At 61.6% G+C, this 21,395-nt stretch carries 18 protein-coding genes, 1 tRNA gene and 1 pseudogene; 7 read left to right on the forward strand and 13 right to left on the reverse strand.

Translation table 11 applies throughout. The features are described from left to right. Positions 1 to 8: 8 nt before the first annotated feature. A complete protein-coding gene (gene smpB, locus EJ069_RS14845; protein ID WP_041002108.1) occupies positions 9 to 488 on the reverse strand; it encodes an SsrA-binding protein SmpB in 480 nt (159 codons plus the stop codon). A gap of 25 nt (positions 489 to 513) precedes the next feature. Continuing rightward, positions 514 to 1,395: a 4-hydroxy-tetrahydrodipicolinate synthase gene (gene dapA / locus EJ069_RS14850; protein ID WP_126061921.1), complete on the reverse strand. Its 882-nt coding sequence runs from the start codon at positions 1,393 to 1,395 to the stop codon at positions 514 to 516. 291 nt (positions 1,396 to 1,686) lie between these two features. On the opposite strand from dapA, the gene EJ069_RS14855 reads away from it, so the two are divergent. Both EJ069_RS14855 and EJ069_RS14860 read left to right on the forward strand, forming a co-directional pair. Next, entirely contained in the window at positions 1,687 to 3,720 is a 2,034-nt protein-coding gene (locus tag EJ069_RS14855) for a lytic transglycosylase domain-containing protein (protein ID WP_126061922.1), read from the forward strand. A gap of 236 nt (positions 3,721 to 3,956) precedes the next feature. Further along, positions 3,957 to 4,856 (forward strand): alpha/beta hydrolase, encoded by a 900-nt coding sequence (locus EJ069_RS14860; RefSeq protein WP_126061923.1) that lies wholly within the window; start codon positions 3,957 to 3,959, stop codon positions 4,854 to 4,856. Positions 4,857 to 5,082: 226 nt separating this feature from the next. Here the strand turns inward: EJ069_RS14860 and EJ069_RS14865 are convergent, their stop codons facing one another. The 3 genes from EJ069_RS14865 to EJ069_RS14875 all read right to left on the reverse strand — a co-directional run bounded on the left by EJ069_RS14865 (position 5,083) and on the right by EJ069_RS14875 (position 8,071). After that, positions 5,083 to 6,156 carry a site-specific integrase gene (locus EJ069_RS14865; RefSeq protein ID WP_126061924.1) on the reverse strand — a complete coding sequence of 358 codons (1,074 nt, stop codon included), beginning with the start codon at positions 6,154 to 6,156 and terminating at the stop codon, positions 5,083 to 5,085. Between the two features lie 242 nt (positions 6,157 to 6,398). Continuing rightward, positions 6,399 to 7,598 carry a porin gene (locus EJ069_RS14870; RefSeq protein WP_126061925.1) on the reverse strand — a complete coding sequence of 400 codons (1,200 nt, stop codon included), beginning with the start codon at positions 7,596 to 7,598 and terminating at the stop codon, positions 6,399 to 6,401. A gap of 382 nt (positions 7,599 to 7,980) precedes the next feature. Continuing rightward, a tRNA-Ser gene (locus tag EJ069_RS14875) sits at positions 7,981 to 8,071 on the reverse strand. 330 nt (positions 8,072 to 8,401) lie between these two features. On the opposite strand from EJ069_RS14875, the gene EJ069_RS14880 reads away from it, so the two are divergent. Next, positions 8,402 to 9,592, forward strand: a complete 1,191-nt coding sequence (locus tag EJ069_RS14880; protein WP_126061926.1) for a porin — start codon at positions 8,402 to 8,404, stop codon at positions 9,590 to 9,592. A gap of 133 nt (positions 9,593 to 9,725) precedes the next feature. Here EJ069_RS14880 and EJ069_RS14885 read toward each other — a convergent pair whose 3' ends face one another. From EJ069_RS14885 to EJ069_RS14910, 6 genes and pseudogenes are all read right to left on the reverse strand, one after another. Next, a complete protein-coding gene (locus EJ069_RS14885) occupies positions 9,726 to 11,402 on the reverse strand; it encodes a sulfotransferase (RefSeq protein WP_126061927.1) in 1,677 nt (558 codons plus the stop codon). Positions 11,403 to 11,815: 413 nt separating this feature from the next. Beyond that, positions 11,816 to 13,036 (reverse strand): annotated as a pseudogene (locus tag EJ069_RS14890) (alpha/beta hydrolase); the annotation flags it as partial. After that, positions 13,015 to 13,923 (reverse strand): formylglycine-generating enzyme family protein, encoded by a 909-nt coding sequence (locus EJ069_RS14895; protein WP_245456570.1) that lies wholly within the window; start codon positions 13,921 to 13,923, stop codon positions 13,015 to 13,017. The gene EJ069_RS14895 and the pseudogene EJ069_RS14890, both read right to left, overlap by 22 nt. A gap of 87 nt (positions 13,924 to 14,010) precedes the next feature. Next, entirely contained in the window at positions 14,011 to 15,516 is a 1,506-nt protein-coding gene (locus EJ069_RS14900; RefSeq protein ID WP_126061930.1) for an arylsulfatase, read from the reverse strand. A gap of 506 nt (positions 15,517 to 16,022) precedes the next feature. Then, positions 16,023 to 16,466, reverse strand: coding sequence for a hypothetical protein (locus tag EJ069_RS14905; protein WP_126061931.1), 444 nt, complete (start codon positions 16,464 to 16,466; stop codon positions 16,023 to 16,025). 65 nt (positions 16,467 to 16,531) lie between these two features. After that, positions 16,532 to 17,329, reverse strand: a complete 798-nt coding sequence (locus EJ069_RS14910; protein WP_126061932.1) for a hypothetical protein — start codon at positions 17,327 to 17,329, stop codon at positions 16,532 to 16,534. A gap of 420 nt (positions 17,330 to 17,749) precedes the next feature. On the opposite strand from EJ069_RS14910, the gene EJ069_RS14915 reads away from it, so the two are divergent. From EJ069_RS14915 to EJ069_RS14925, 3 genes are all read left to right on the forward strand, one after another. Beyond that, positions 17,750 to 18,604, forward strand: a complete 855-nt coding sequence (locus tag EJ069_RS14915; RefSeq protein WP_126061933.1) for a helix-turn-helix domain-containing protein — start codon at positions 17,750 to 17,752, stop codon at positions 18,602 to 18,604. 276 nt (positions 18,605 to 18,880) lie between these two features. Further along, on the forward strand, positions 18,881 to 19,150 hold the full coding sequence (locus EJ069_RS14920) for a hypothetical protein (RefSeq protein WP_245456668.1): 270 nt from the start codon (positions 18,881 to 18,883) through the stop codon (positions 19,148 to 19,150). 91 nt (positions 19,151 to 19,241) lie between these two features. Continuing rightward, positions 19,242 to 20,354, forward strand: a complete 1,113-nt coding sequence (locus EJ069_RS14925; protein ID WP_126061935.1) for a pyridoxal phosphate-dependent aminotransferase — start codon at positions 19,242 to 19,244, stop codon at positions 20,352 to 20,354. Positions 20,355 to 20,399: 45 nt separating this feature from the next. Here the strand turns inward: EJ069_RS14925 and EJ069_RS33305 are convergent, their stop codons facing one another. Together EJ069_RS33305 and EJ069_RS33310 are read right to left on the reverse strand one after the other, a co-directional pair. Beyond that, complete coding sequence (locus EJ069_RS33305; protein WP_245456571.1) at positions 20,400 to 20,594, reverse strand: hypothetical protein; 195 nt, start codon at positions 20,592 to 20,594, stop codon at positions 20,400 to 20,402. A gap of 38 nt (positions 20,595 to 20,632) precedes the next feature. Further along, positions 20,633 to 20,884, reverse strand: a complete 252-nt coding sequence (locus EJ069_RS33310) for a hypothetical protein (protein ID WP_245456572.1) — start codon at positions 20,882 to 20,884, stop codon at positions 20,633 to 20,635. 148 nt (positions 20,885 to 21,032) lie between these two features. On the opposite strand from EJ069_RS33310, the gene EJ069_RS14935 reads away from it, so the two are divergent. After that, entirely contained in the window at positions 21,033 to 21,314 is a 282-nt protein-coding gene (locus EJ069_RS14935) for an acylphosphatase (RefSeq protein WP_126061936.1), read from the forward strand. Positions 21,315 to 21,395 lie beyond the last annotated feature (81 nt).

Here is a 21,395-nt window from a genome sequence, read left to right on the forward strand (position 1 = left end):
TCGGAAGCTCAGCCGCGCTCCTTCAGCAGCCGGCCCTTCTCGCGCGACCAGTCGCGCTGCTTTTCGGTCTCGCGCTTGTCGTGCAATTTCTTGCCGCGGGCGATCGCCAAGAGCAGCTTGGCGCGGCCGCGGTCGTTGAAATAGATCTTCAGCGGCACCAGCGTCATGCCCTCGCGCTCGACGCTTTGCGACAGCTTGGCCATCTCGCGCTTCGACACCAGCAATTTGCGGCGCCGGCGCGGCTCGTGGTTGAAGCGATTGGCCTGCAGATATTCCGGCAGATAGGAATTGATCAGCCAAATCTCGCCGCCCTCGGCGGAAGCATAGCTCTCCTGGATGTTAGCCTGGCCCTGGCGCAGCGACTTGACCTCGGTGCCGGTCAGCACCAAGCCGGTCTCGATCGTGTCGAGCACCTCGTAGGAAAAGCGCGCCTTGCGGTTTTCGGCGACCGTCCTGTTGTTCGGGTCGGCTTTCTTGACTTGATTCATAATGCGGAGAGGTGGCGCCTCATCCCTAATTTATCAAGCCGGCGTGCTTCATCGCCTGGTCGATCTTTTCGGCCGTCGAGGCCTCGATCGTCACCAGCGGCGAACGCACTACGTTTTCGACCTTGCCAAGCTTCGAGAGCGCATATTTGGCGCCGCACAGGCCGGGTTCGATGAAGATCGCCTTATGCAGCGGCAAGAGCCGGTCCTGCAGCTCGAGCGCCTTGGCACTGTCGCCGGAGAGTGTCGCTTCCTGGAATTCGGCGCAGAGCCGCGGCGCGACATTCGATGTCACCGAGATGCAGCCGACGCCGCCATGGGCGTTGAAGCCGAGCGCGGACGCATCCTCGCCGGAGAGCTGGATGAAGTCCTTGCCGCAGGTCATGCGCTGCTCGGAGACGCGCTCGACCTTGCCTGTCGCATCCTTGACGCCGACGATGTTCTTGAAGTCGTGCGCCAGCCTGCCCATCGTCTCCGGCGTCATGTCGATCACCGAACGCGGCGGGATGTTGTAGATGATGATCGGCAGCCTGGTCGCCTTGGCGACGGCGGCGAAATGCGCGTAAAGGCCGCGCTGCGTCGGCTTGTTGTAGTAAGGCGTGACGACAAGGGCGGCATCGGCGCCGGCCTGTTCGGCATACTTCACAAGGCCGACCGCTTCCTCGGTGTTGTTTGAGCCGGCGCCGGCGACGACCGGAACACGGCCCTTGGCCACCTCAATGGCGACCTTCACGACCTGGCGGTGCTCCTCATGAGACAGCGTCGGCGACTCGCCTGTGGTGCCGACCGGGACGAGGCCCGTGGTGCCCTCGGCGATCTGCCATTCGATGAAAGCGCGAAAGGCTTTCTCGTCGAAACGCCCGCTCTTTTCGAACGGTGTGACGAGCGCGGTCAGCGAGCCTCTCAGCATATCTTCCAAACTCCTTGGAACTTTGTCTGTTTACGCATGTCGTTATCCCAAAACCGGTTCCCACTTTTGGGCGACATACGTCTGTTTTGCTTGCGCGCCTTCTAACCGAAAGCGAAGCCGCGCACCATAGTCTCGACATGGTTTAGCGGCAAGCATCGGCGTAGTGCCAGCAAGCGCAATTCGAACGGCCTCGATAACCTTTTGTTTACGGGCCCTTCACGACCTAAGTCTAGGCTTCGCATCGGGTTCTCAACTGCCCGCGCCTGCTGACGATGTGCTAGGATTGCAACCATGCCGACGAGGCGGCCTCATCTCTTCGCGCTTTTTGGCGCGATCGTCGCGCTGACGCCCACCATGGCGATCGGCGCCAGCGTCGACGCGCGCGCTACGGCCTCTATCCCCATGCCCGATGCGCCGCAGGCGCCTGGCCCCACCGCCCCATTCTCCGACATCGCGCAACTGAAGAGCGGCCTCGACGCGCTTGCCGCCAACAACATTGCCGGCGCGCGCAATGCCCGCGACACGCTGCCCGCCACTTCGCTCGACCGGCACATCCTGGCCTGGGCGATCGCGCTCTATGGGGGCGACCAGGTGCCGAGCGGCGAGATTGCCGATGCCGCCAAGATGCTGCCCGGGTGGCCGGGCACGATCGCGCTGCGCAGGAACAGCGAACGTGCGCTCTATCGCGAAAATCCGCCGCCGCAAGTGGTGGTGCAGGCTTTCGGCCGCAGCCAGCCGCTGACGCCCGAGGGCGTCATCATCCTCGTCCGCTCGCAGGTGGCGCTTGGCAACCAGGCTGCGGCGCGCGCGGTGCTGGTGCCGTTCTGGCGCAGCGAGAAACTGGAAACCAAGGATGAGAACGCCATCATCAAGGAGTTCGGCACGCTGATCCCCGCGGCCGACCATCGCTACCGCATGGAGCGCATGTTCTATGCCGACCGGCCGTCCTCGGCGCTACGCGTCGCCGGGCTCGCCGGGGCGCAGCCGTTGGCGGATGCGTGGGCGGCTGCCGACAAGGGCGACAAGAACGCCGCCAAGCTGTTGAAGGCGGTGCCCGCGGCGCAGCGCTCGGCCGGCTATTTCTTCGCCGAGGCGGAATATCTGCGCAAGCAGCAGAAATTCGCCGACGCCGCTGCTGTCGTGATGAAGGCGCCGACTGACCGCGATTCGCTGGTCGACCCCGATGCCTGGTGGGTGGAACGGCGTGTGCTCTCGCGCGAGCTGGTCGACCAGGGTGACATGAAGACCGCCTACAGAATCGTCTCCATGCATGCGGCCGAAAGCCCGGCCAATGCCGCCGAGGCCGAATTCCATGCCGGCTGGTACGCGCTGCGCGGCCTCAACGATCCGATGACCGCCGCCACCCACTTCAAGCGCATTGCCGAGCTCGCCCAGGGACCGGTGTCGCTGTCGCGCGCCTATTACTGGCTCGGGCGCGCGGCCGAAGTCGGCGGTCCGGGCAGCGCCAAGGAGTATTTCACGCGCGCGGCCAGCTACGGCACGACCTTCTATGGCCAGCTCGCGGGCGAGCGCGTGGGGTTGAGGACACTCAACATCGCCTACCCGAAACCGAGCGCGGCCGACCGCCAGAGCTTTGACGGGCGCGAGGCGGTGAGCGCGATCAAGCGGCTGCAGGAAGCGGGCTATGACCGCTACGCGGAGACGCTCTACCGCGACCTTGCCGGACAGCTGACCAGCCCGGGCGAGCTGGCCCTGCTTGCGGTGCTGGCGGAAAAGCAGGGCAATCACTTCATGGCGCTGAAGGTCGGCAAGATCGCCGCCCAGCGCGGCATCGATGTGGGCGCGCTGTCGCATCCGCTGGGTGTCATTCCCGATACGGCCAATATCTCCGGATCCGGCAAGGCGCTTGCTTACGCCATTGCCCGCCAGGAAAGCGAGTTCAATGTCGGCGCCGTTTCCAGCGCCGGGGCTCGCGGCCTGCTGCAGTTGATGCCGGGCACGGCCAAGCAGCTGGCGAAGAAGGCGGGCATGAGCTTCTCGCAGGCGCGGCTGACGAGCGATGCCGGCTACAACGCGACGCTGGGCTCGGCTTTCCTCGGCGAGCAGCTCGACCGCTTCGGCGGCTCCTATGTGCTGACCTTCGCCGGCTACAATGCCGGCCCCAACCGCGCCGCCCAGTGGGTGGCGAAATACGGCGATCCGCGCGGCAAGGACGTGGATGCGGTCGTCGACTGGATCGAGCGGATTCCCTACACGGAAACAAGAAGTTACGTGCAGCGCGTGATGGAGAATTACGAGGTCTACAAGATGCGCATTTCGGGGAAATACGACATCGTGGGCGACCTTGTGAATGGGCGGAGTTGAGGCGGCGTCCTTCCCTTCTCCCCTTGTGGGAGAAGGTGGATCGGCGCGCAGCGCCGAGACGGATGAGGGGTGCTCCAGCGGAGTGAGACGTTGGCGTTCCCTGGAACACCCCTCATCCGACCTCGCTTCGCGAGGCCACCTTCTCCCACAAGGGGAGAAGGGGAAGAGTCTCCTATTTGACGATCCCTGCCCTCGCCTGTAGCTGTCGGTCACCCCGCAGCGAGGACGGCACTCCGATGGCGAGCGACGAAGGTTTCTCCGACTTCTTCTATCCCGCAGCTGACGGCCTGAAGCTCCATGCCCGGATCTATGGCGAGGCGAACACCGTCGGCTGGCCGGTCATCTGCCTGCCGGGCCTCACCCGCAATGCCCGCGACTTCCATGAGCTGGCGCTGCATCTTTCCAGCAAGGTGGATATCCCCCGTAAGGTCATCGCGTTCGACTACCGTGGCCGGGGCCAGTCGGACTACGATCCCGATATCGGCCACTATAATGTCGGGGTCGAAGCCGGCGACGTGCTTGCCGGGATGGCGGCGCTCGGCGTCGAGCAGGCAGCCTTCGTCGGCACGTCGCGTGGCGGGCTGATCATCCATGTGCTTGGGGCACTGAAGCCGACCGTGCTGAAGGCCATCGTCCTGAACGACATCGGGCCGGTGATCGAGGCGGAGGGGCTGGCCCATATCCGCTCCTATCTCGACCGCGCGCCGAAACCGAAGATGTTCGCCGAGGCGGCGGATGCCCAGCGGCGCGTGCATGGCGTCGATTTCCCTGCGCTCACCGACATCGACTGGGCCCGGATGGTCCGGGCAATCTGCCGCGAGACGGAGGCCGGCTGGGTGCCGGATTTCGATCCGGCGCTGGCCGACACGCTGGCCGGCATCGATTTCGGCAAGCCGTTGCCGGATCTGTGGCCGCAGTTCGATGGCTTGGCCACCGTGCCGCTGCTTGCCATTCGCGGCGCAAACTCGAAACTTCTGTCCGTGGCGACATTTGAGGAGATGGGCAGGCGTCATCCCAGGATGGAATCGGCCACCGTCGAGGGCCAGGGTCATGCACCCTTCCTTGAGACCGGCGATCTGCCCGGAAAGATCGCCGCATTCCTCGATCGCGCCGAGCGTGAGGTTATCTCCAAGTAAAACCGAAGATCAGAGCGGGGTGTCGAGGCGCCGCGGCAGTATAGGTGGGTTCGGCGAGCAAGCGCATGCCTCCCTTCTCCCCTTGTGGAGAAGGTGGATCGGCGCGCAGCGCCGAGACGGATGAGGGGTATTCCAGCGAAGTGAGAGGCTGGTGTCTTCTGGAGCACCCCTCATCCGTCGCCTTCGGCGACACCTTCTCCCACAAGGGGAGAAGGGGGAACCAGCGCTACTTCACCTTGGAACTTTTGCCGACCGCCTTGACAGCTTCGCTCTTTGGCTTACGCGCCGACTTTGACGAAGATGGCGTGGTCAACGGAGACGCAAACACAGAACTCTCCGCCGAGCGCGACGACGCTTCTTCGCCGCGCGGCTTCTCGAGAACGACGACGCAGCCATCGAGATCGTTGGTGGCCAAATGCGCGTAACGCATGGTCATCGACAGCGTCTGGTGACCAAGCCACATCTGGACGCGCCTGATGTCGATGCCGCCCTGAACGAGGCGGGAAGCACAGGTGTGACGCAGGATGTGCGGCACCACCTGCTCGTCGGCGCCGAGGCCGACTTCCGCCTTCGCTTCGTTCCAGATGGCGCGGTATTGCGCCTGACTGAGCTTGGTGAACGGGCCCTTCGGCCGGCGTCCTTCGGTGTTGGGCGGCAGCTTGATCACCTCCTTGACCCGTTCGGTCATTGGAATGGTGCGGCTGCGGCCGGATTTGGTGATCCAGAAGGAGACGCGATGCTCCTGGATGTCGTTCCAGATCAGGCCGAGCGCCTCGCCGAGACGGCATCCGGTATCGACCAGGAAGACGGAAAGCCGGTAGGCATCCTCGCTGCGGCTCCTGATCGCCGCGAACAGCCTTGCCTCTTCATCCCTTTCGAGGAAACGAATCCGTCCCGCCCGCTCCTTCTGGCGGCGAAACTCAGGCAGGCTGTGGATATCTCCCATCTTATGAGCCTTGCGCAGCAGCTTGCTGAGGGCAGCCATCTTGCGATTGATGGTTGCGTTGCTGTTCCCGCGCTGGCGCAAGGTACCGATAAGATTGTCCAGGGTGTTCTGGTCAAAGGTGCTGAAACGTTCTCCGAGTAGGATCTCGTCTATTTCACCGATGAAAGAGCTGACATTGTATTTATGTCGCCCATCATCCCAGAGTATATCCCGGTATGCTGCAAAGAGTTCCCCGATCCTGTGCGATTTTACTTCCCGGATCTTGTTGTAGGTGTACCTAAACTTCGAATTCTGAGAAGAAAATACCGCAAAATGACCAGAGGGGTCCCCCTCTTGAATCGCTTCGTTCGACATTTTTAGCCACACCCCCTGTGGTTAAGCTTTCAGCCCTAACCGTTCGGAGATGTCCTTTCAAGAGTTTTCGAATCTTGCGGCCGACCACATCCGCCAGTGGCGGATCCCACAAAGTCGCTCCACAGACCCGATCAGCTTACCGTTTCACCCCCATCCTTTCGTTTGCTTCGACCAATCGCGAAAACAAAACGGCCCGGGCGTGGAGACGCCCGGGCCGGATTCCAGTTGTAACAGTCCAGCCCTTAGAAGGAGCGCTGGAAGCGGAGGAGACCGCCGACGCTGTTCTTCTTGTCGGCACCAGTCCAGTTCACGTTGGTGAAGCTGGCCGGATCGTTGAAGTGACCGTAGTGGTCCCAATCAACTTCGGCCGTGACCGTGAAGCCGGGAACGATGTCATAGGCGACGTTTGCCGCAACACCGTAGTTCTTGTCGTCGTCACCGGACACCTGGAGGTTGAACGAGGTCTTCTCGTTGAACTTGTAGGTACCGCCAGCCCACCATGCCCAGTTGCCGCCCCACTGCTTGTAGAAGCCGCGACCGTTCGCAGGAATAACGTTGGTCGGATCGTTGAGGTTGTCGTCACTGCCATAGCCGAACATGCCGAACAGCGAGATCGCGTCGTTGACGTTGACGTCCAGGCGGACCTTGCCGGCGACTTCCTCGTAGTTGCTGTCGTAAGCGACGACGCCGGTGATGGCGCCCCACCCTTGAGTCCACTTCACGCCGCCAACGACATGCGGGACGTAGCTGTCGATGGTGCCCTTGGTGCCCGCGCCTTCTTCGAGCGAGACCACGGCCGAGAAGCCGTTGCCGGCATCGAAGTAGTACTGCACGACGTTGGTGTCGAAATCGCCGTAGGGAACGATCGTGTCCTGGATGACGTTGCCGGCGTAGCCGATGAACGTGTTGAAGGCCGATTCGTCCTTACCGACGCGCAGGCCACCAAGCTGGATCCAGGCGAAGTTCAGCGAAACGCCCTTGAAGCCGGCCGGATTGTCGGCAACCACGGCGGGAGTCGCAGTAGTACCCGTACCAGAAGCCGGGGTGAAGGAGGCGCCGCGGTTATTATTGCCGAAATTGAAGCGGGTCTCGGTGTAGGTCTTCAACGTGCCGAGCTCGGTCTCCTGGCCGGTCCAGGTCTTCAGCGTGAAGCGGGCGTTCTTGTAGAAGGTGCTATGAATGTCGCCGTCCTGATGGTCGACGTTCTTCGCTCCGTCGAACGAGCCGACGTCGCCGACGCCGATGTCGTAACGGACATAGCCGCCGATGCGCAGGCAGGTCTCGGTGCCGGGAATGTAGAAGTAGCCCGAGCCGTACACGTCGCAGATCTTGACGTATTCAGCCGGTTCCGGCTCGGCGACGGTCACCGCGTCGGCGGCGCGGGCGCCGGAAACTGCGATCAGGGCCGCAGCTGAGCCGAGAAGAAGGCTCTTGATGTTCATTTTCTGACCTCCAGTCAAAAGTTAAAAAACGGGTCTGGGTATTTTTTGCTGAAGGACAGCGTTCCCTGCCCCATCCCCACTTACCGAAAAAGATGCGCACCGCGCCGCTCCTTCGAACATGACCTTTACCCAGGCGATGGCGGCGTTCAACCATGATCGTATCGGCGAAAGCCCTATCCGGGCGCTATCCCCGGATGTTGTTGCACAAATGACACGATTTGGCCTCACTCCGAAAGCTCTCGTTAACCAATGAGGCTCGCGGCCCGGCCGAATCCGGCGGTTAACGGCCGGAATTGCGGCGTCCCGGCGAGTCGCCCTGACCGGTTCTTGCCGCAGAATCGCCTTGCGAAGGGAGGCTTGTTGCGCACAGCGCAGGGGAGGATGGCGGAGAGGATGGGATTCGAACCCACGAGAAGCTTTTGACCTCTACTCCCTTAGCAGGGGAGCGCCTTCGACCACTCGGCCACCTCTCCGTCGCGCCGCTGGATAAAGAAAAGCGTGGGCACAATCAACAAGCCGGCGCCATAATCGCCGAAAAATCGTTAGGCCGGCAGCCTCTGAAAGCGGTGGAGCATCGGCATCGCATCGGCCCAGACGTGGCGAATCGTGACTTATGCGGCCTTTTCGAGCCAGCAGAGGCGCCTTCATTGGAGCGTCATCGTAGACCGGAAACGGTACACGCAATCACCCGGCAGACGCCCTTCGCTCCGCCGCACGAAGAAGAGCGCAATAACAAGGCATTGCCCATAATTTTGGTCGAAAGTTCGCATCGCTTCCGTCCGATTCTGACTGGAGGTCAGAAAATGAACATCAAGAGCCTTCTTCTCGGCTCAGCTGCGGCCCTGATCGCAGTTTCCGGCGCCCGCGCCGCCGACGCGGTGACCGTCGCCGAGCCGGAACCGGCTGAATACGTCAAGATCTGCGACGTGTACGGCTCGGGCTACTTCTACATTCCCGGCACCGAGACCTGCCTGCGCATCGGCGGCTATGTCCGTTACGACATCGGCGTCGGCGACGTCGGCTCGTTCGACGGAGCGAAGTCGTTCGACCATCAGGACGGCGATGAGCAGAGCACCTTCTACAAGAATACCCGCTTCACGCTGAAGACCTGGACCGGCCAGGAGACCGAGCTCGGCACCTTGAAGACCTACACCGAGACCCGCTTCAACTTCGGCAACCGCAACGGCTACGGCGCGGTCAGCACCGACACCGCCGGCGTTGTGCATCCGCTCGGCAATGCCGCCGGCAACAAGAACGTCTCGCTGAACTTCGCCTGGATCCAGCTTGGTGGCCTGCGCGTCGGTAAGGACGAATCGGCCTTCGATACATTCATCGGCTACGCCGGCAACGTCATCCAGGATACGATCGTCCCCTACGGCGATTTCGACACCAACGTCGTCCAGTACTATTTCGACGCCGGCAACGGCTTCTCGGCGGTGGTCTCGCTCGAAGAGGGTTCCGGTGTTGTCGGCACGATCGACAGCTACGTTCCGCATGTCGTTGGCGGCGTGAAGTGGACTCAAGGGTGGGGCGCCATCACCGGCGTCGTCGCTTACGACAGCAACTACGAGGAAGTCGCCGGCAAGGTCCGCCTGGACGTCAACGTCAACGACCAGATCTCGCTGTTCGGCATGTTCGGCTATGGCAGCGACGACAACCTCAACGACTCGAGCTATGCCATCCCGGCTGGTGACCGCGGCTTCTACAAGATCTGGGGCGGCAACTGGGCGTTCTGGGCTGGCGGCACCTACAAGTTCAACGAGAAGACCTCGTTCAACCTCCAGGTGTCGGGTGATGAGGACAAGAACTATGGCGTGGCGGCGAACGTCGCTTACGACATCGTCCCCGGCTTCACGGTCACGGCCGAAGTCGACTGGGATCACTTCGGCAAGTACGACGAGTGGAACGCGGATCACTCCTCGACCGTCAACTTCACCGGCGCCGACAAGAAGAACAGCGTCGGCGGTCTGCTCCGCTTCCAGCGCTCGTTCTAACAGGCACTCCCTGATTAAATCGAAAACCCGGCGGGCAACCGCCGGGTTTTTTGTGTGAAGTGGCCATTAGATCAAGCTGCTACGACTGACGGGCAATCACCGTTGGAAATCGGACCGCAGACCGAAGCCAAGCTCAGGTGTCGGCTAGATCTCCCAAAGCGTCGATCAGGGGCTGGATCTCGCTTTCGTAATTCTTCCATCGCTTGACCGACGACTTGTAGATCGGCTGGCGGACCTGCCAATTGCTATAGGTGTTTACTGAGCCAGCCCTGTCAAAGAAACGCAAGCAGGCTTCGTCCCAGGGCAGCCCGAGATAATCTATCAAGCGGCGCGACTGCTCCTCCTGGTTCTCGATCAATGTCTCGTAGTGGTTTTCGAAGATGCGTCCCGGAAGAACCTTGCTCCAATGCCGCATCAGACGGTCATATTCCCTGTAGTAGAGCCCTAGTGTTTCGAGATCTGCGCTATAGCTATGCGCCTCGTTGAACTGCAGGACGAAACAGGAAATACAATTGTCGATGGCGTCGCGGCGACAATGAATGATGCGCGCGCTGGGAAACAGAACGCCGATCAGTCCGATCAACTCGAAATTGTGGGGCATCTTGTCGACGATTCGGAGCGCGGCGGGCGCTCGCTCATGCAGATAGGCGAGATGCTCTGCTGCCAGGGTCTTGGTCAGTTCGGGAGTGATCGCCGCGACCGATTTGCCGAGGCTTGCATCGGGGCTGTCTTTGAGGCCTATCGCATTGGCAATTCGTCTAAGCTTGCTGAGCTCGCCGGCGCCATGAACATGAGGATGGCTGGCGCAAATCTGCTCCGTCAGCGTCGTGCCCGAGCGGGGCATGCCGACAATGAATACAGGCACCTCCGAGGGATTGCCATAAGCGGCCATTGAAGCCACCAGTTCGGGCGTGAAGGTTTCGATCATGGCATCGACCCAGCGACGGTAGCTTCCCACGTCGAATTTTTGGCCCCCGGCCTGATTTCCTTGCTTGAAGTGGTCCATCGCCTCCTTGTAGCGATGGAGGTCGTTGAGAACCTTTCCGGCGGCGTGATGGAGCGCTGCCGCTTCCTCAGGCATGCGGGCAGGGTCCTCAAGCTCCCTGAGGATCACCGCTAGCTCTGGCGGCTCTTCCGCGTACTTGCGTGTGCGCACAAGTGCGTTGTAGGCCGCAGGCACGGCAATGCGCCGGTCTATCGCCTCCTTCAGGTGAAGTGCTGCTTCGTCCATGCGTCCGAGGCTTGTGAGCGCTCGGGGTAGCCCGATTCGGGCCAGAGGGTGATCTCGGTCGATCTTGAGCGCCTTCTCAAAAAGCGGCAGCGCCATTTCTCCCTTGTCAAACGAGTTGTAGGCATCGCCCAAGGCGCAAAGAGCTTCCACCAAATCCGGCTTCAAAGCCAAGGCCTGCTGAATGTGCCTGATTGCCGGCGTGAATTCGCTGAGCTTCAGATAGGTTTCACCGAGGCTGAGGTGGTAATAAGGATTTCGCGGCTCCTCTGCGACCGCACGGGCAAAGTACCGCAAGGCCTTCTCATTGTCGTATCCGATGCCGAGGGTTCCCAGGATGTAGAAAGCCAATGGGTGGTTTGGCGTACGCGCCAGAACCTGGAGGCAGAGTTCCTCGGCCTCCGGCAATTGCTCGGCTTTTTGCAGCTCGAGCGCCTGCCTCAACAGCATATCGTCGGCCTGACTACGGGGCGAACCAGCTTTCGGCTGGGCTTTGGGTGGTGCAGCTTTCGGCGATACCGCCCTCGACGAGGGCTGCGTCTTGAGGTGCTTTGCCCAGGCGGGCGGCAATCGGTTGCTCATCCTGCCTCGCTAGCAAAAGCGGCAGGCAGAATCCAGCGATACGTCGTCCACATCGCACTCCGGGGCCGACAGGAGGCTTCCGCCGCAGCGTTCACTGGCCCATGCATCGGCAAACCTCTTAAGAGCTGGGTACGGCTCAAGCCAGCCAATTTCAGCTTGTCGCCCAACTTGCACCCACTCCCCGCCCGCGCTAGGGCGGCAGCCGGTTGTTCATCGTGTCTGGCTAGCAAAAAGAGCGACAGAATCCTGCCTCTCGGGCGCTGAAGGCTGGTCACCTCCCAATCGCCCGATATCGCTCTGCCCGGCTAGCGATGTCACGCTGCGGCCCGCCGTTACGCCACCTAACACGATCACTGGGTCGTCGCATCGCCCTTCAGGATCGTCTCGAGCTCATCTGGCGGGGCGTTGTTCGTTTTTCCTTCAATGGCCGCGACGGGCGCGCTGACCGTGCTTGCCGCGGCGTTACCGATCGTGTCGACCGTGCCGGCAACCACAAGGCCGAGTTCGTCGCCAAGCCCCACTCTGGAATCCGTCAAGGTCTGGCCGGAAGCAAGTTGCGCGCCGAGCAATTGGACGATCTCCGGACTTTCAGCGAACTTGCTGTGATTCAAGCGATCTGCGGTCTTTACGTCGGTCAGATCAAGCACGGTTATTCCAGCCGCCTGGAGCTTCGATTTGTACGGCTCCTTCGACGGATCGGCCTGCCCCACCCTGTCGACATTGCCCGCAATCAGACGCGAGACGGCAAGCGCCCGATCGTCCCGCGAGACGGTGATGGTGAACTTCGGCTTTTTCGGCCCAAGCTCGGTCCACTGGCGACCAAAGACATCCACGTCGAGGTCGGGAGACGCAAGGATGACGTTCCTGATCTTGGGCGAAACGCGCCCATCCTCCAGCGCCATCTGCCGCAGCGATTCCATCGCGAGCCAGGTGCCCATCGAGTGGGCCATGACAGTGACGTCCGTCACGCTGCGGTCGTCGGCCAAGGCCTTCAACGTCCGCTCGAACGCAGTGCGCGAGAAATTCGCGCTTTCCTTGTCGTAGTTGTAGCCAAGCACACTCGCGCGCGACGGCCATGTGAAAAGGATCGGCACGACGCTCGCCCGCGAGTCGTGCACGAACTGCGCGAAACGAAAGACCGAATCCTCATAGCGGTTGTTGAAGCCATGCACGAAGACGAGAACATGGCCGTTCGAATTGTGAGCATGCAGCCATTTGTGAGCCTCGGGAACCGACAGGTTTCTTGCGGCAAGGACCGCGAAATCCTTTTGGGGGTCTGGCGGCAGCTTTTTCGGCCACTCGACCGTGCCGGGCGCACGGTTCGGCGGAATCGAGATGGTCAGGTCGGTCAACGAAAGCGCCGGGCTGCGCTCGCCCGTGAACAAGGTCGCCGGGTCGCCGGAAGGCTTGCGGCTGGTCGCGACCAACATCGTCACATCCGATGCCGCCGGCGAAACCAGGCTCGCGGAGATCGGCGCCAGAACCCCTTCGGGTCCAGTTCCGCACGCCGTGAGCGTAAGGAATACGGCCGATATGGCTGCTGCAACCCGCCGGCGCGCCGGTTTGGACCTCCCGGTGCCGCGATGCCCATAGAGCACGCTGCGCCCTCCTCTCACGACGGACGCGCGACGCATCGAAAACCCAGGTGACAAGTGGATGTATCCACGGGCTGCGCCATGCGAGCGGCCGGGCGATAACGTCGGCAATAGCTGGGGGCGCACAGGAAGGACCCGCCCTTGGTCACCTTGCGTGGAATTTTGACGTCGGGTGTCAGCGGATCGAAGCTCGCCTCACGCTCGCCGCCGCGCGGATTCTGCATCGTGCAGCAAGGGCTCTCGATCCGGCGATGTTCCTGGTACCAGTCGGTGGTCCACTGCCAGACATTACCCGCCATGTCATAGAGCCCGTAGCCATTTGCCGGAAACGAGCCGACTGGCGCAGTCCATTCGTAGCCGTCTTCGCAATCGTTGCGGAAAGGGAACTCGCCCTGATAGGTGTTGGCCATATGCCGGCCGCCGGGGGTCAGCTCGTCGCCCCAGACGAATTCGGCGCCGTCCAGCCCGCCGCGTGCGGCAAACTCCCACTCGGCCTCGGTCGGCAGAGCCTTCCCCGCCCAGTTCGCATAAGCTTCCGCGTCCTCATAGGCGATGTGCACGACGGGATGGTTGTCGAGCCCCTTCAGCCCGCTGGCGGGGCCGCGTGGGTGCCTCCAGTTCGCGCCACGGACGTAGGCCCACCAGTTGTAGTGATTGTTGCGATCGATGCCGCGCGAGGGCCTAACGAACAAGGCTGAAGCCGGCGCCAATGATTCTGCACTGGCCCCGGGATAGTCCGCGGCATTCGCTGGACGCTCGGCCAGCGTGACATAGCCGCTGGCCTCGACGAAGCGCCTGAACTCGGCATTGGTGACCGTCGAGCGATCCATCCAGAAGCCGCCGACGACGACGCGGTGCGCCGGCGCCTCTTCGGGATAGTGGTGGTCCGAGCCCATCAGGAACTCGCCGCCGGGAATCCAGAGCATATCGGCGTTTGACGAATCCGTTGGCTTCGCTGCAGGTCGCGCCTCAGTCATCGGCTGGTCTCGTCAACGGCAGAACGCATCCGCCGTTCAATCCCCCGCAGCGAACATTTCCTCCGGGCTTGGTGTCACCAGCGGCGTGAAGTAGGTCAGCCGCACTGCCTCCATAAGCAACAGCGGGGGTTTCATCTGGGCTGCAAGTTCGGTGATCCTTGCCTGCAACACCTTGACCTTATCAGGATACTTATCGGCCAAGTTAGTGGCCTCCGATTTGTCCTGCGACAAATCGAACAGCTCTATCTTTTGCGGCAACGTTGCCGACCACAACAATTTCCATTCGCCCTCGCGCACCGCACCGGCCATCGGATCGACATTGTAGACGATCTCTGTGCGCGGCGAAGGTTTGCCCTCGCTCAGCGCCGGCCACATATCCATGCCGTCCAGCGGTTTGTCCTTGCCAAGCTTGGCGCCGGCCAGCCCGGCCAGTGTCGGCAACATGTCGACGACATGCATGAGGCCATTGAAGACGCCAGGCTTGATCTTACCGGGCCAGTTCATGAAGGCGACCGAGCGGGTGCCGCCCTCATAGAGGGTGCCCTTGCCGTCGCGATAGGGGCCGTTATCCGCAGGCAGCTTGCCACCCACCTTCGAGTCGCCCGCAAACATCGAGTTAACGACGCCACCGTTGTCGCTCATGTAGACGATCAGGGTATTGTCGCGAATCCCCTTCTTCTCGAGGGCGGCCACGACATTGCCGATCTCGTCATCGACCACCGAGATCATTGCGGCATAGGCTCTGCGGTTCTCGTCAGCGATGTTCTTATACCGGTCGAGATATTCCTTCGGAGCCTGGAATGGCGTATGGGGCGCGGTGAAAGCGAGGTAGAGAAAGAGCGGCTTCTTCTGATCGTGAGCGTTGATGACCCTGACAGCTTCCTGACCGAACAAGGTGTTGTCGAAGCCCGGCTCCTTGATCGGCTTGTTGTTCCTGTACCAGTCCGCGATACCATGCGATGCGTGTTTGAAATGGTCGATCTCGCCGACCGTCGCCCCGTAGAATGAATCAAATCCACGCTGCTTGGGCCAGAAGTCCGTCTTGGCATGGCCGAGATGCCATTTGCCGCTCATCGCCGTCTGGTAGCCCGCGTCTCTTAGGATTTGCGGAAGAAGTGTCTCATCGAGCGGAAGGCCATAGGTTCCCGCTGCGGGGACAACGCCAACCTGCATGCCATAGCGCAGCGGATAGCGGCCGGTCATGAGGGCGCTCCGCGTTGGTGTGCACATCGGCTGCACGTAATATTCTTCGAGCTTCGTCCCTTCCGCGGCAAGCTTGTCGATGTTGGGCGTCTTGATGTCCGAGCCGTGATAGCCGACGTCTTTCCATCCCTGATCGTCCGCAACGATGAAGACGATGTTCGGCTGCGAGGGCTGGGCCGCCGCCGTCTGGACGCCCGCAAGGCCGGCGAGCGCGCCGGAAAGGCCGACGGGTGCGGCAAATCGCGAAACCGCAGCCGCAGTGCCGCCCATCAAAGCGTCCCGCCGCGTGATTCTGTTGGTTGCACCGGCTTCGGCCGGGAAGTCTCGATCGTTGCTCATATTATGCCCCTGCTCTGCTAATTCACGCCGTTCTGCTCAAAACCGCGGCGCGTCTGGTGCTCTGGCGCCAATCATTTTGCCTGGAATCCAAAGGCGTGGCGGCTCAGCACCCACGTCTGCCGCTGCCGTTGCTGCGGCGCGCTCAATGTCCTCTGCGGACGCCTGCGAATAGCCCTGCCTGTTCATGCTCCCCACTCGCCGTGCGTCGGCGGTATTTCCGCGCTATTTGGTCTCGCGCTGCTTTCGCTTAAGTTATTGCTAATAGAGCCATACTGCTATCCACTTTGCGCAAACGAGGCATTTTTTGGCATCCTGACCTGCCGTCCCAGGAGATGCGCTTCTGTGGCTCGTCACGCGGCGAATCAGACGCGCCCCGAGCGCACGTCACCTTTCGCTTGCCTTGGCGCCTTGGCCCACCGTAAGCGCTTTGCCGATCCACTCTAAAGCGCGTCGCGATCTTTCAGATTCGCTCCCAGCGCTTTAGGTTTTTGATCTTGCGCATGTCTTTATCCCGAAACCGGTTCCCACTTTCGGGAGACATGCTTTAGTTGCGAGGAATAGCAGAACATCGAGAACAGCACGGCAATCAGAAGGACAATCTTCCCCAGCCTGATGTCCAGCTTGACGAAAAACACCACCGAGAACATGGCGCTGGCATAGATGAAGTTGAGCCGCGCCAGAAATTGGAGAATGTGAGATGCTACGGTAGAGCGAGGCAAGACTACGCTGTGCCGTATCGACATAGCCGACCAGTAACCGACTTGCCCGGCAATGGAGCAAAGAGCGGCAATCAAATAGAGTAGTGGGTCAAACTGCTGACCGGCTAACAGCAACCGGCGGTAAAATGGAATTCCGTTCCACAGCACGATCGTATCGGCAATGGTCTGCACCAGCAGCCACAAGCAGAATTGCGCCGTCGAACGCCGGCGGGCGATGCCTGGCTCCGCCATCCCTCAGCAGCCCAATGCCGAATGCAAGCGCCGCAGAGAACCGACCACGTCATCTCAATCCGCTATTATCCCGGATGGGCTGGCGAGAATTGATAAGTGAGCCCCAGAATCGGACCCTGCTGAGTGAGTTTGTTCACGAAGCCGTCATGGCTATAATTGTCGTGCACGGCCCGATAACCGACGAACATCGACATCTTGTCGTTGAATTGATAGCCGGCGCCTCCCATCACATCCCACATTGACTTGGACCCTGCGCCGAAACCGCCGACGAGGCCCCAGCCAGCCAAGTAGATCCCGTTACCGACATCGGCCTTGAATTTGGCGCCGACCACCGGATCGACCCACGTATCGCCGTCGCTCGCTGACCTGCCATCCAGCACACCTCCGTGGAAGTCGAAACTGTTGTCGACCGACCAGAGGCGGGCACCGGCGACAAGATCGAAATTCGTCCCATCCTGATAGTAAACGCTGTAACCACCCAGCGCCGTGCCCATGAAAGTGCTCACCGTCGCATCAATGTTGGAGGCGAGGATTCCCTTCGGGGTGCCTATGTTGGCGTCGAGCTTGGCGTACACTATGTCCGTGCTGATTGTGAAAGGCCCGTTGCGAGCTTCCGTGAGCCCCATGAAGCCGAATTTGAGGTGGTGCAGCACGTCGCTGAAGCTCACATCGACATCCTGAGGCGGAAATCCGAAGAGTCCGCTCTCGCCTTTAATTCCCGAGGCCCAGAGATACGGGGCGACAGTAAACGTCCACCCGTCATCCTGCTGCTTGGCGATGTCCGCCGCAGATGCGTTGACGGCACAAAGTACCGATATCACAGCCGTTCCCAAGGCTACCAAACGAAATCTTTTCACGATCATCCCCTCAAGGTGCTCCTCGATTTGCTATACTTAACCGGCGCGTGCGCGCCCGCATCATGTCACGCGCCGTCTCAGGTCCTGCCCTCTGTCAAATTGCCTTTGATCCAACGTGCGATGCTGACGCCGTCAACGCGATGCGTACGGCCAAGACGCCTGGCGCCTCCCCAATAAGTAGATCTGCTTCGTCCATCGTCCCCAGAGCCGCGAGTCGGCGATATTTTGCGCCGAATTGATCTCGCGCAATTTGCGTTTAAGCTACACCTAATACAAGTGTTGTGATATCCACTTTGCGCAAAGGATGCATTTTTGAGCGCGTGGCCTCCAACGACTTCGCACAGGGACGTGCAACTTGGCCCAGACGCGCTCGGCGATGCCGCCTCTGGGCTGCCCGTGAAGGTTGACAGGCTTTCGCCAGGGCAAATGCCGTCGCGCCTCCGGCAAATCCAGTCCCACGGCAAGTGGGCGCTCGATCTGGCTGAATTCAATTGCGCCTTCCGTGCCAACGGCGGCTTTGATCCAGGTTCCGTGGCAATCGTGGCTGTAGAGCGGGCCCGGGACTCGACGATCTGCGGCATTCCGCTCAAGGACGACATGATCGTGGCAATTCCCGCCGGCACGAGCGTCGCAGCGACGGTCCAGCCCGGCCTTCGCTACACGGGCGCCGTTGTTCCGACGTCGATCTGGGTGGAAATCCAGGCACTTTCCGCCGGCACGATCTTGGACCGGGCGGCCGACCATCCAAATGCCGTTCGGCTCAGCGCCAGCGATGCGCAAATGTTCCGCAGCCAGATGGAGGCGATGGCATACCGCTTCGGGGAAGCCGCAAGCGATTCAGCCTTGCCGGAGCATACTCCGATCGCGTTGGCGGAATATTTGGGGGGCATAGCCAACGCATTCGCTGGCGCCCGAGGCAACGTCGAAACAGATCGGTCCTCCATTCGCCACCTCCGACAGGCATGGGCGGCCGAGGATTTTATTCGCGCGCACATCCGCGAAGACATCCCCATCATCCGGTTGTGCAAGGAAATCGGCATCAGCCGACGACAATTGGAGTATGCCTTTCGCGCCGCCTTTGCCCTCAGCCCGCTGGAATTCATCAGGGCGGTTCGCCTCAATGAAGCGAGGCGATTGCTCACTGCGCGGGGAGCGGATGGCTTGAGCGTCACACGTATCGCGATGGAGGTGGGGATCACCCATCTTGGCCGTTTCGCTGCGAGTTATCGCATGCTCTTCGGTGAGTCCCCGAAGGACACACTTCAACGTGCCAGAAGATGACAACGAGGGTGAACGTCGGTCGCGGAATTGGCGCCAGTCGTCATGCAGGCAGTTCGACGGAAATTGCGCAATCCGGATAGAAGCCGGATTCTATAATTAGTATCCTCTAAAATATCTTGCCTCCTGCCGCAGGGTGGGAGGGTTCGGCCCCGGGCGTACGTCAGCGATCTCATGGGCTGCGGACTTGAACGCAGGGAAATTGTGAGTTCTTGGAGGATGCAAATGAAAAAATCGAGCTTGAGATCGACCGGCGCTGCCGGGATAGCATTCGCATTGATGCTTGCGGGTATCGCCGATGCCGTTACACCCTTCGCCCTTTTCGTCAGCCCTGCGCAGGCCCGCGTCGGTCACCCGCTCACTCCAGGCAGCGTAGCTGGGGTTGCCAGGCGCACCACGCGCCGTACGATCCGCCGTTCGACCATGTATGTGACCAGACTACCGGCAGCGTGCGTGAAAACTTCGATCAACGGTACCGTGCTGTGGCACTGTGGCAGCACGTATTACCAGCCCTACGGGGGCCGATACGTCGTCGTCCACATTCATTGAGAGAAATGGCATCGGCTCTCCGGGCGGCCGCCAACTTGCGCCCGCCGGTCGCACAGGCTAGCTAGAACTTCCTCTCACGCGAGCCTGTGCCATGCTTCGTCGCCCTTCCCTCACGCCGATCATCGGCGCGCTTCCCACCACGGTGCCGTTCGTCGGTCCGGAGGCACAGGAGCGCGAGCGCGGGCGGCCTTTTCGCGCCCGCATCGGCGCCAATGAGAGCAGTTTCGGTCCGTCGCCGCGTGTCATTGCGCGCATGGAGAGCGTCGCGCGCGACCAGTGGATGTATTGCGATCCCGACAATTACGAGCTGAAGGTTGCGGCGGCCGCGCATCACGGCGTCGCCGTCGAAAATGTGGTCGTCGGCGAAGGCATTGACGGGTTGCTCGGCCTGGTGGCGCGCATGTATGTCGCGCCGGGCGATGCGGTCGTGACCTCGCTCGGCGCTTACCCTACCTTCAATTTCCACATCGCCGGCGTCGGCGGCCGGCTGGTGACCGTACCCTATGCCAACGACAAGGAGGACCTGGACGGGCTCCTGGCCAGGGTCGTCAGCGAAAAGGCGCCGCTGGTCTATCTCTCCAATCCCGACAATCCGATGGGAAGCTGGTGGGAGGCGCCGGACGTCGTCCGTTTCATCGAAGCGCTGCCGGAAACCACCATGCTGGTGCTGGACGAAGCTTACGGTGAGCTAGGCCCGGCCTCAGCGCTGCCGGCGATCGATGTCGCGCGGCCGAACGTCATCCGCATGCGCACCTTCTCCAAAGCTTACGGCCTGGCCGGCATACGCTGCGGCTACGCCGTGGCGGAGGCCGAGGTGATCCGCGACTTCGAGAAGATCCGCAATCACTACGGCGTCAGCCGCATGGCGCAGATCGCCGGTCTCGAGGCGCTTGCCGATCAGGATTACCTGCGCACGGTGGTGGCGCGCGTGGCGGCTGGCCGCGAGCGCATTTCGACTGTCGCCAGGCAGAACGACCTGAAACCGTTGCCGTCGGCGACCAATTTCGTCACCATCGACTGCGGCCGCGACGGCGCCTTCGCGCTGAAGGTGATGCAGGGCCTCTTGTCGCGCGACGTGTTCATCCGCAAGCCGATGGTCCCCAGGCTCGACCGCTGCATAAGGGTGAGCGTCGGCCTCGACCACGAGCTCGACATCTTCGCCGAGGAATTGCCGGGCGCGCTCGCGGCAGCGCGGGGGAACTGACCGGACCTTGGCCGATATATCTACTCCGCAGGGAGATCGGGCGATTCACAGTCCCGCGGCTGCCAGCAGGCGTGTCAAGCGGTTCAGCGCATCGGAAAGCTCAGCGGCTTGCCTGTCCTCGAGCTTGACGGTCAGGCGAGCGAGATCGCGGTTCGTCGCCGCCTCGAGATCGACCAGCGCGGCCTTGCCGCGCCTGGTCAGCGCAAGGACGGGCGGCCCGTTCTCCGGGTCGTCGCGCATCTCCACGAGCCCCGTGGCGGCGAATTTCCGAAGCACCCTCATGAGATAGGCGGGGGCAAGGTTGAGTTCTCCAGCCAGTTCGGATGCACCGGCGCGAGGTCGAGATGAAACATGCGCGCCAGCAGACCAGCTCGCCCGCAGGGTCGGGGTTTGCGCCCGAGCTCGAACAGCACGCGGGCTTCAACCAGCGTGTAGGGGCTCTGCATCAAGGTCTCATCGAGCAGCCCGGCCAGCCCGGTATAGAACCGGTTGAAGCGACGAATCTCTTGGACCAGGGCTTCATGCGGCATGCCGACCCTCCTTGGAGACATTGCATCCGATAATTTCCTCATTGGTTGACTGAGTCAATTATTTAATCCACCGAGCCACCCATGCTTCGAAGCGGTTGCATTTGACCTTTCATGCTCCAGATTGATGGGGAAGATTCTGGAGCGGGCGATGCAAGGTGAGCAAAGAGCCGTTCGGGCGCGTGTTTCCGGCACCGTGCAAGGCGTGAGCTACCGCGTCTGGACGCGCGGCGAAGCCCTGCGTCTCGGGCTTACAGGCTGGGTCCGCAACGAGCGCGACGGCTCGGTCACCGCGCTGATTGCCGGCGCCGATGCCGCAGTCACGGCGATGATCGAACGCCTGTGGCAAGGGCCGCGGGGCGCCCTCGTCTCGAAGATCGAGATCGAGGAAGCGGCCGATGACGCGCCGGCGGATTTCAGGATTGTCGTGTGAGTTGGTCTCTCCCCCTTGAGGGGGAGATGGCCGGCAGGCCAGAGGGGGTCGTCTCACGTAGGTCTCCAGCGTGGGCTTCTT

The sequence above is a fragment of the Mesorhizobium sp. M2A.F.Ca.ET.043.05.1.1 genome (assembly GCF_003952445.1).
Classification (GTDB): domain Bacteria; phylum Pseudomonadota; class Alphaproteobacteria; order Rhizobiales; family Rhizobiaceae; genus Mesorhizobium.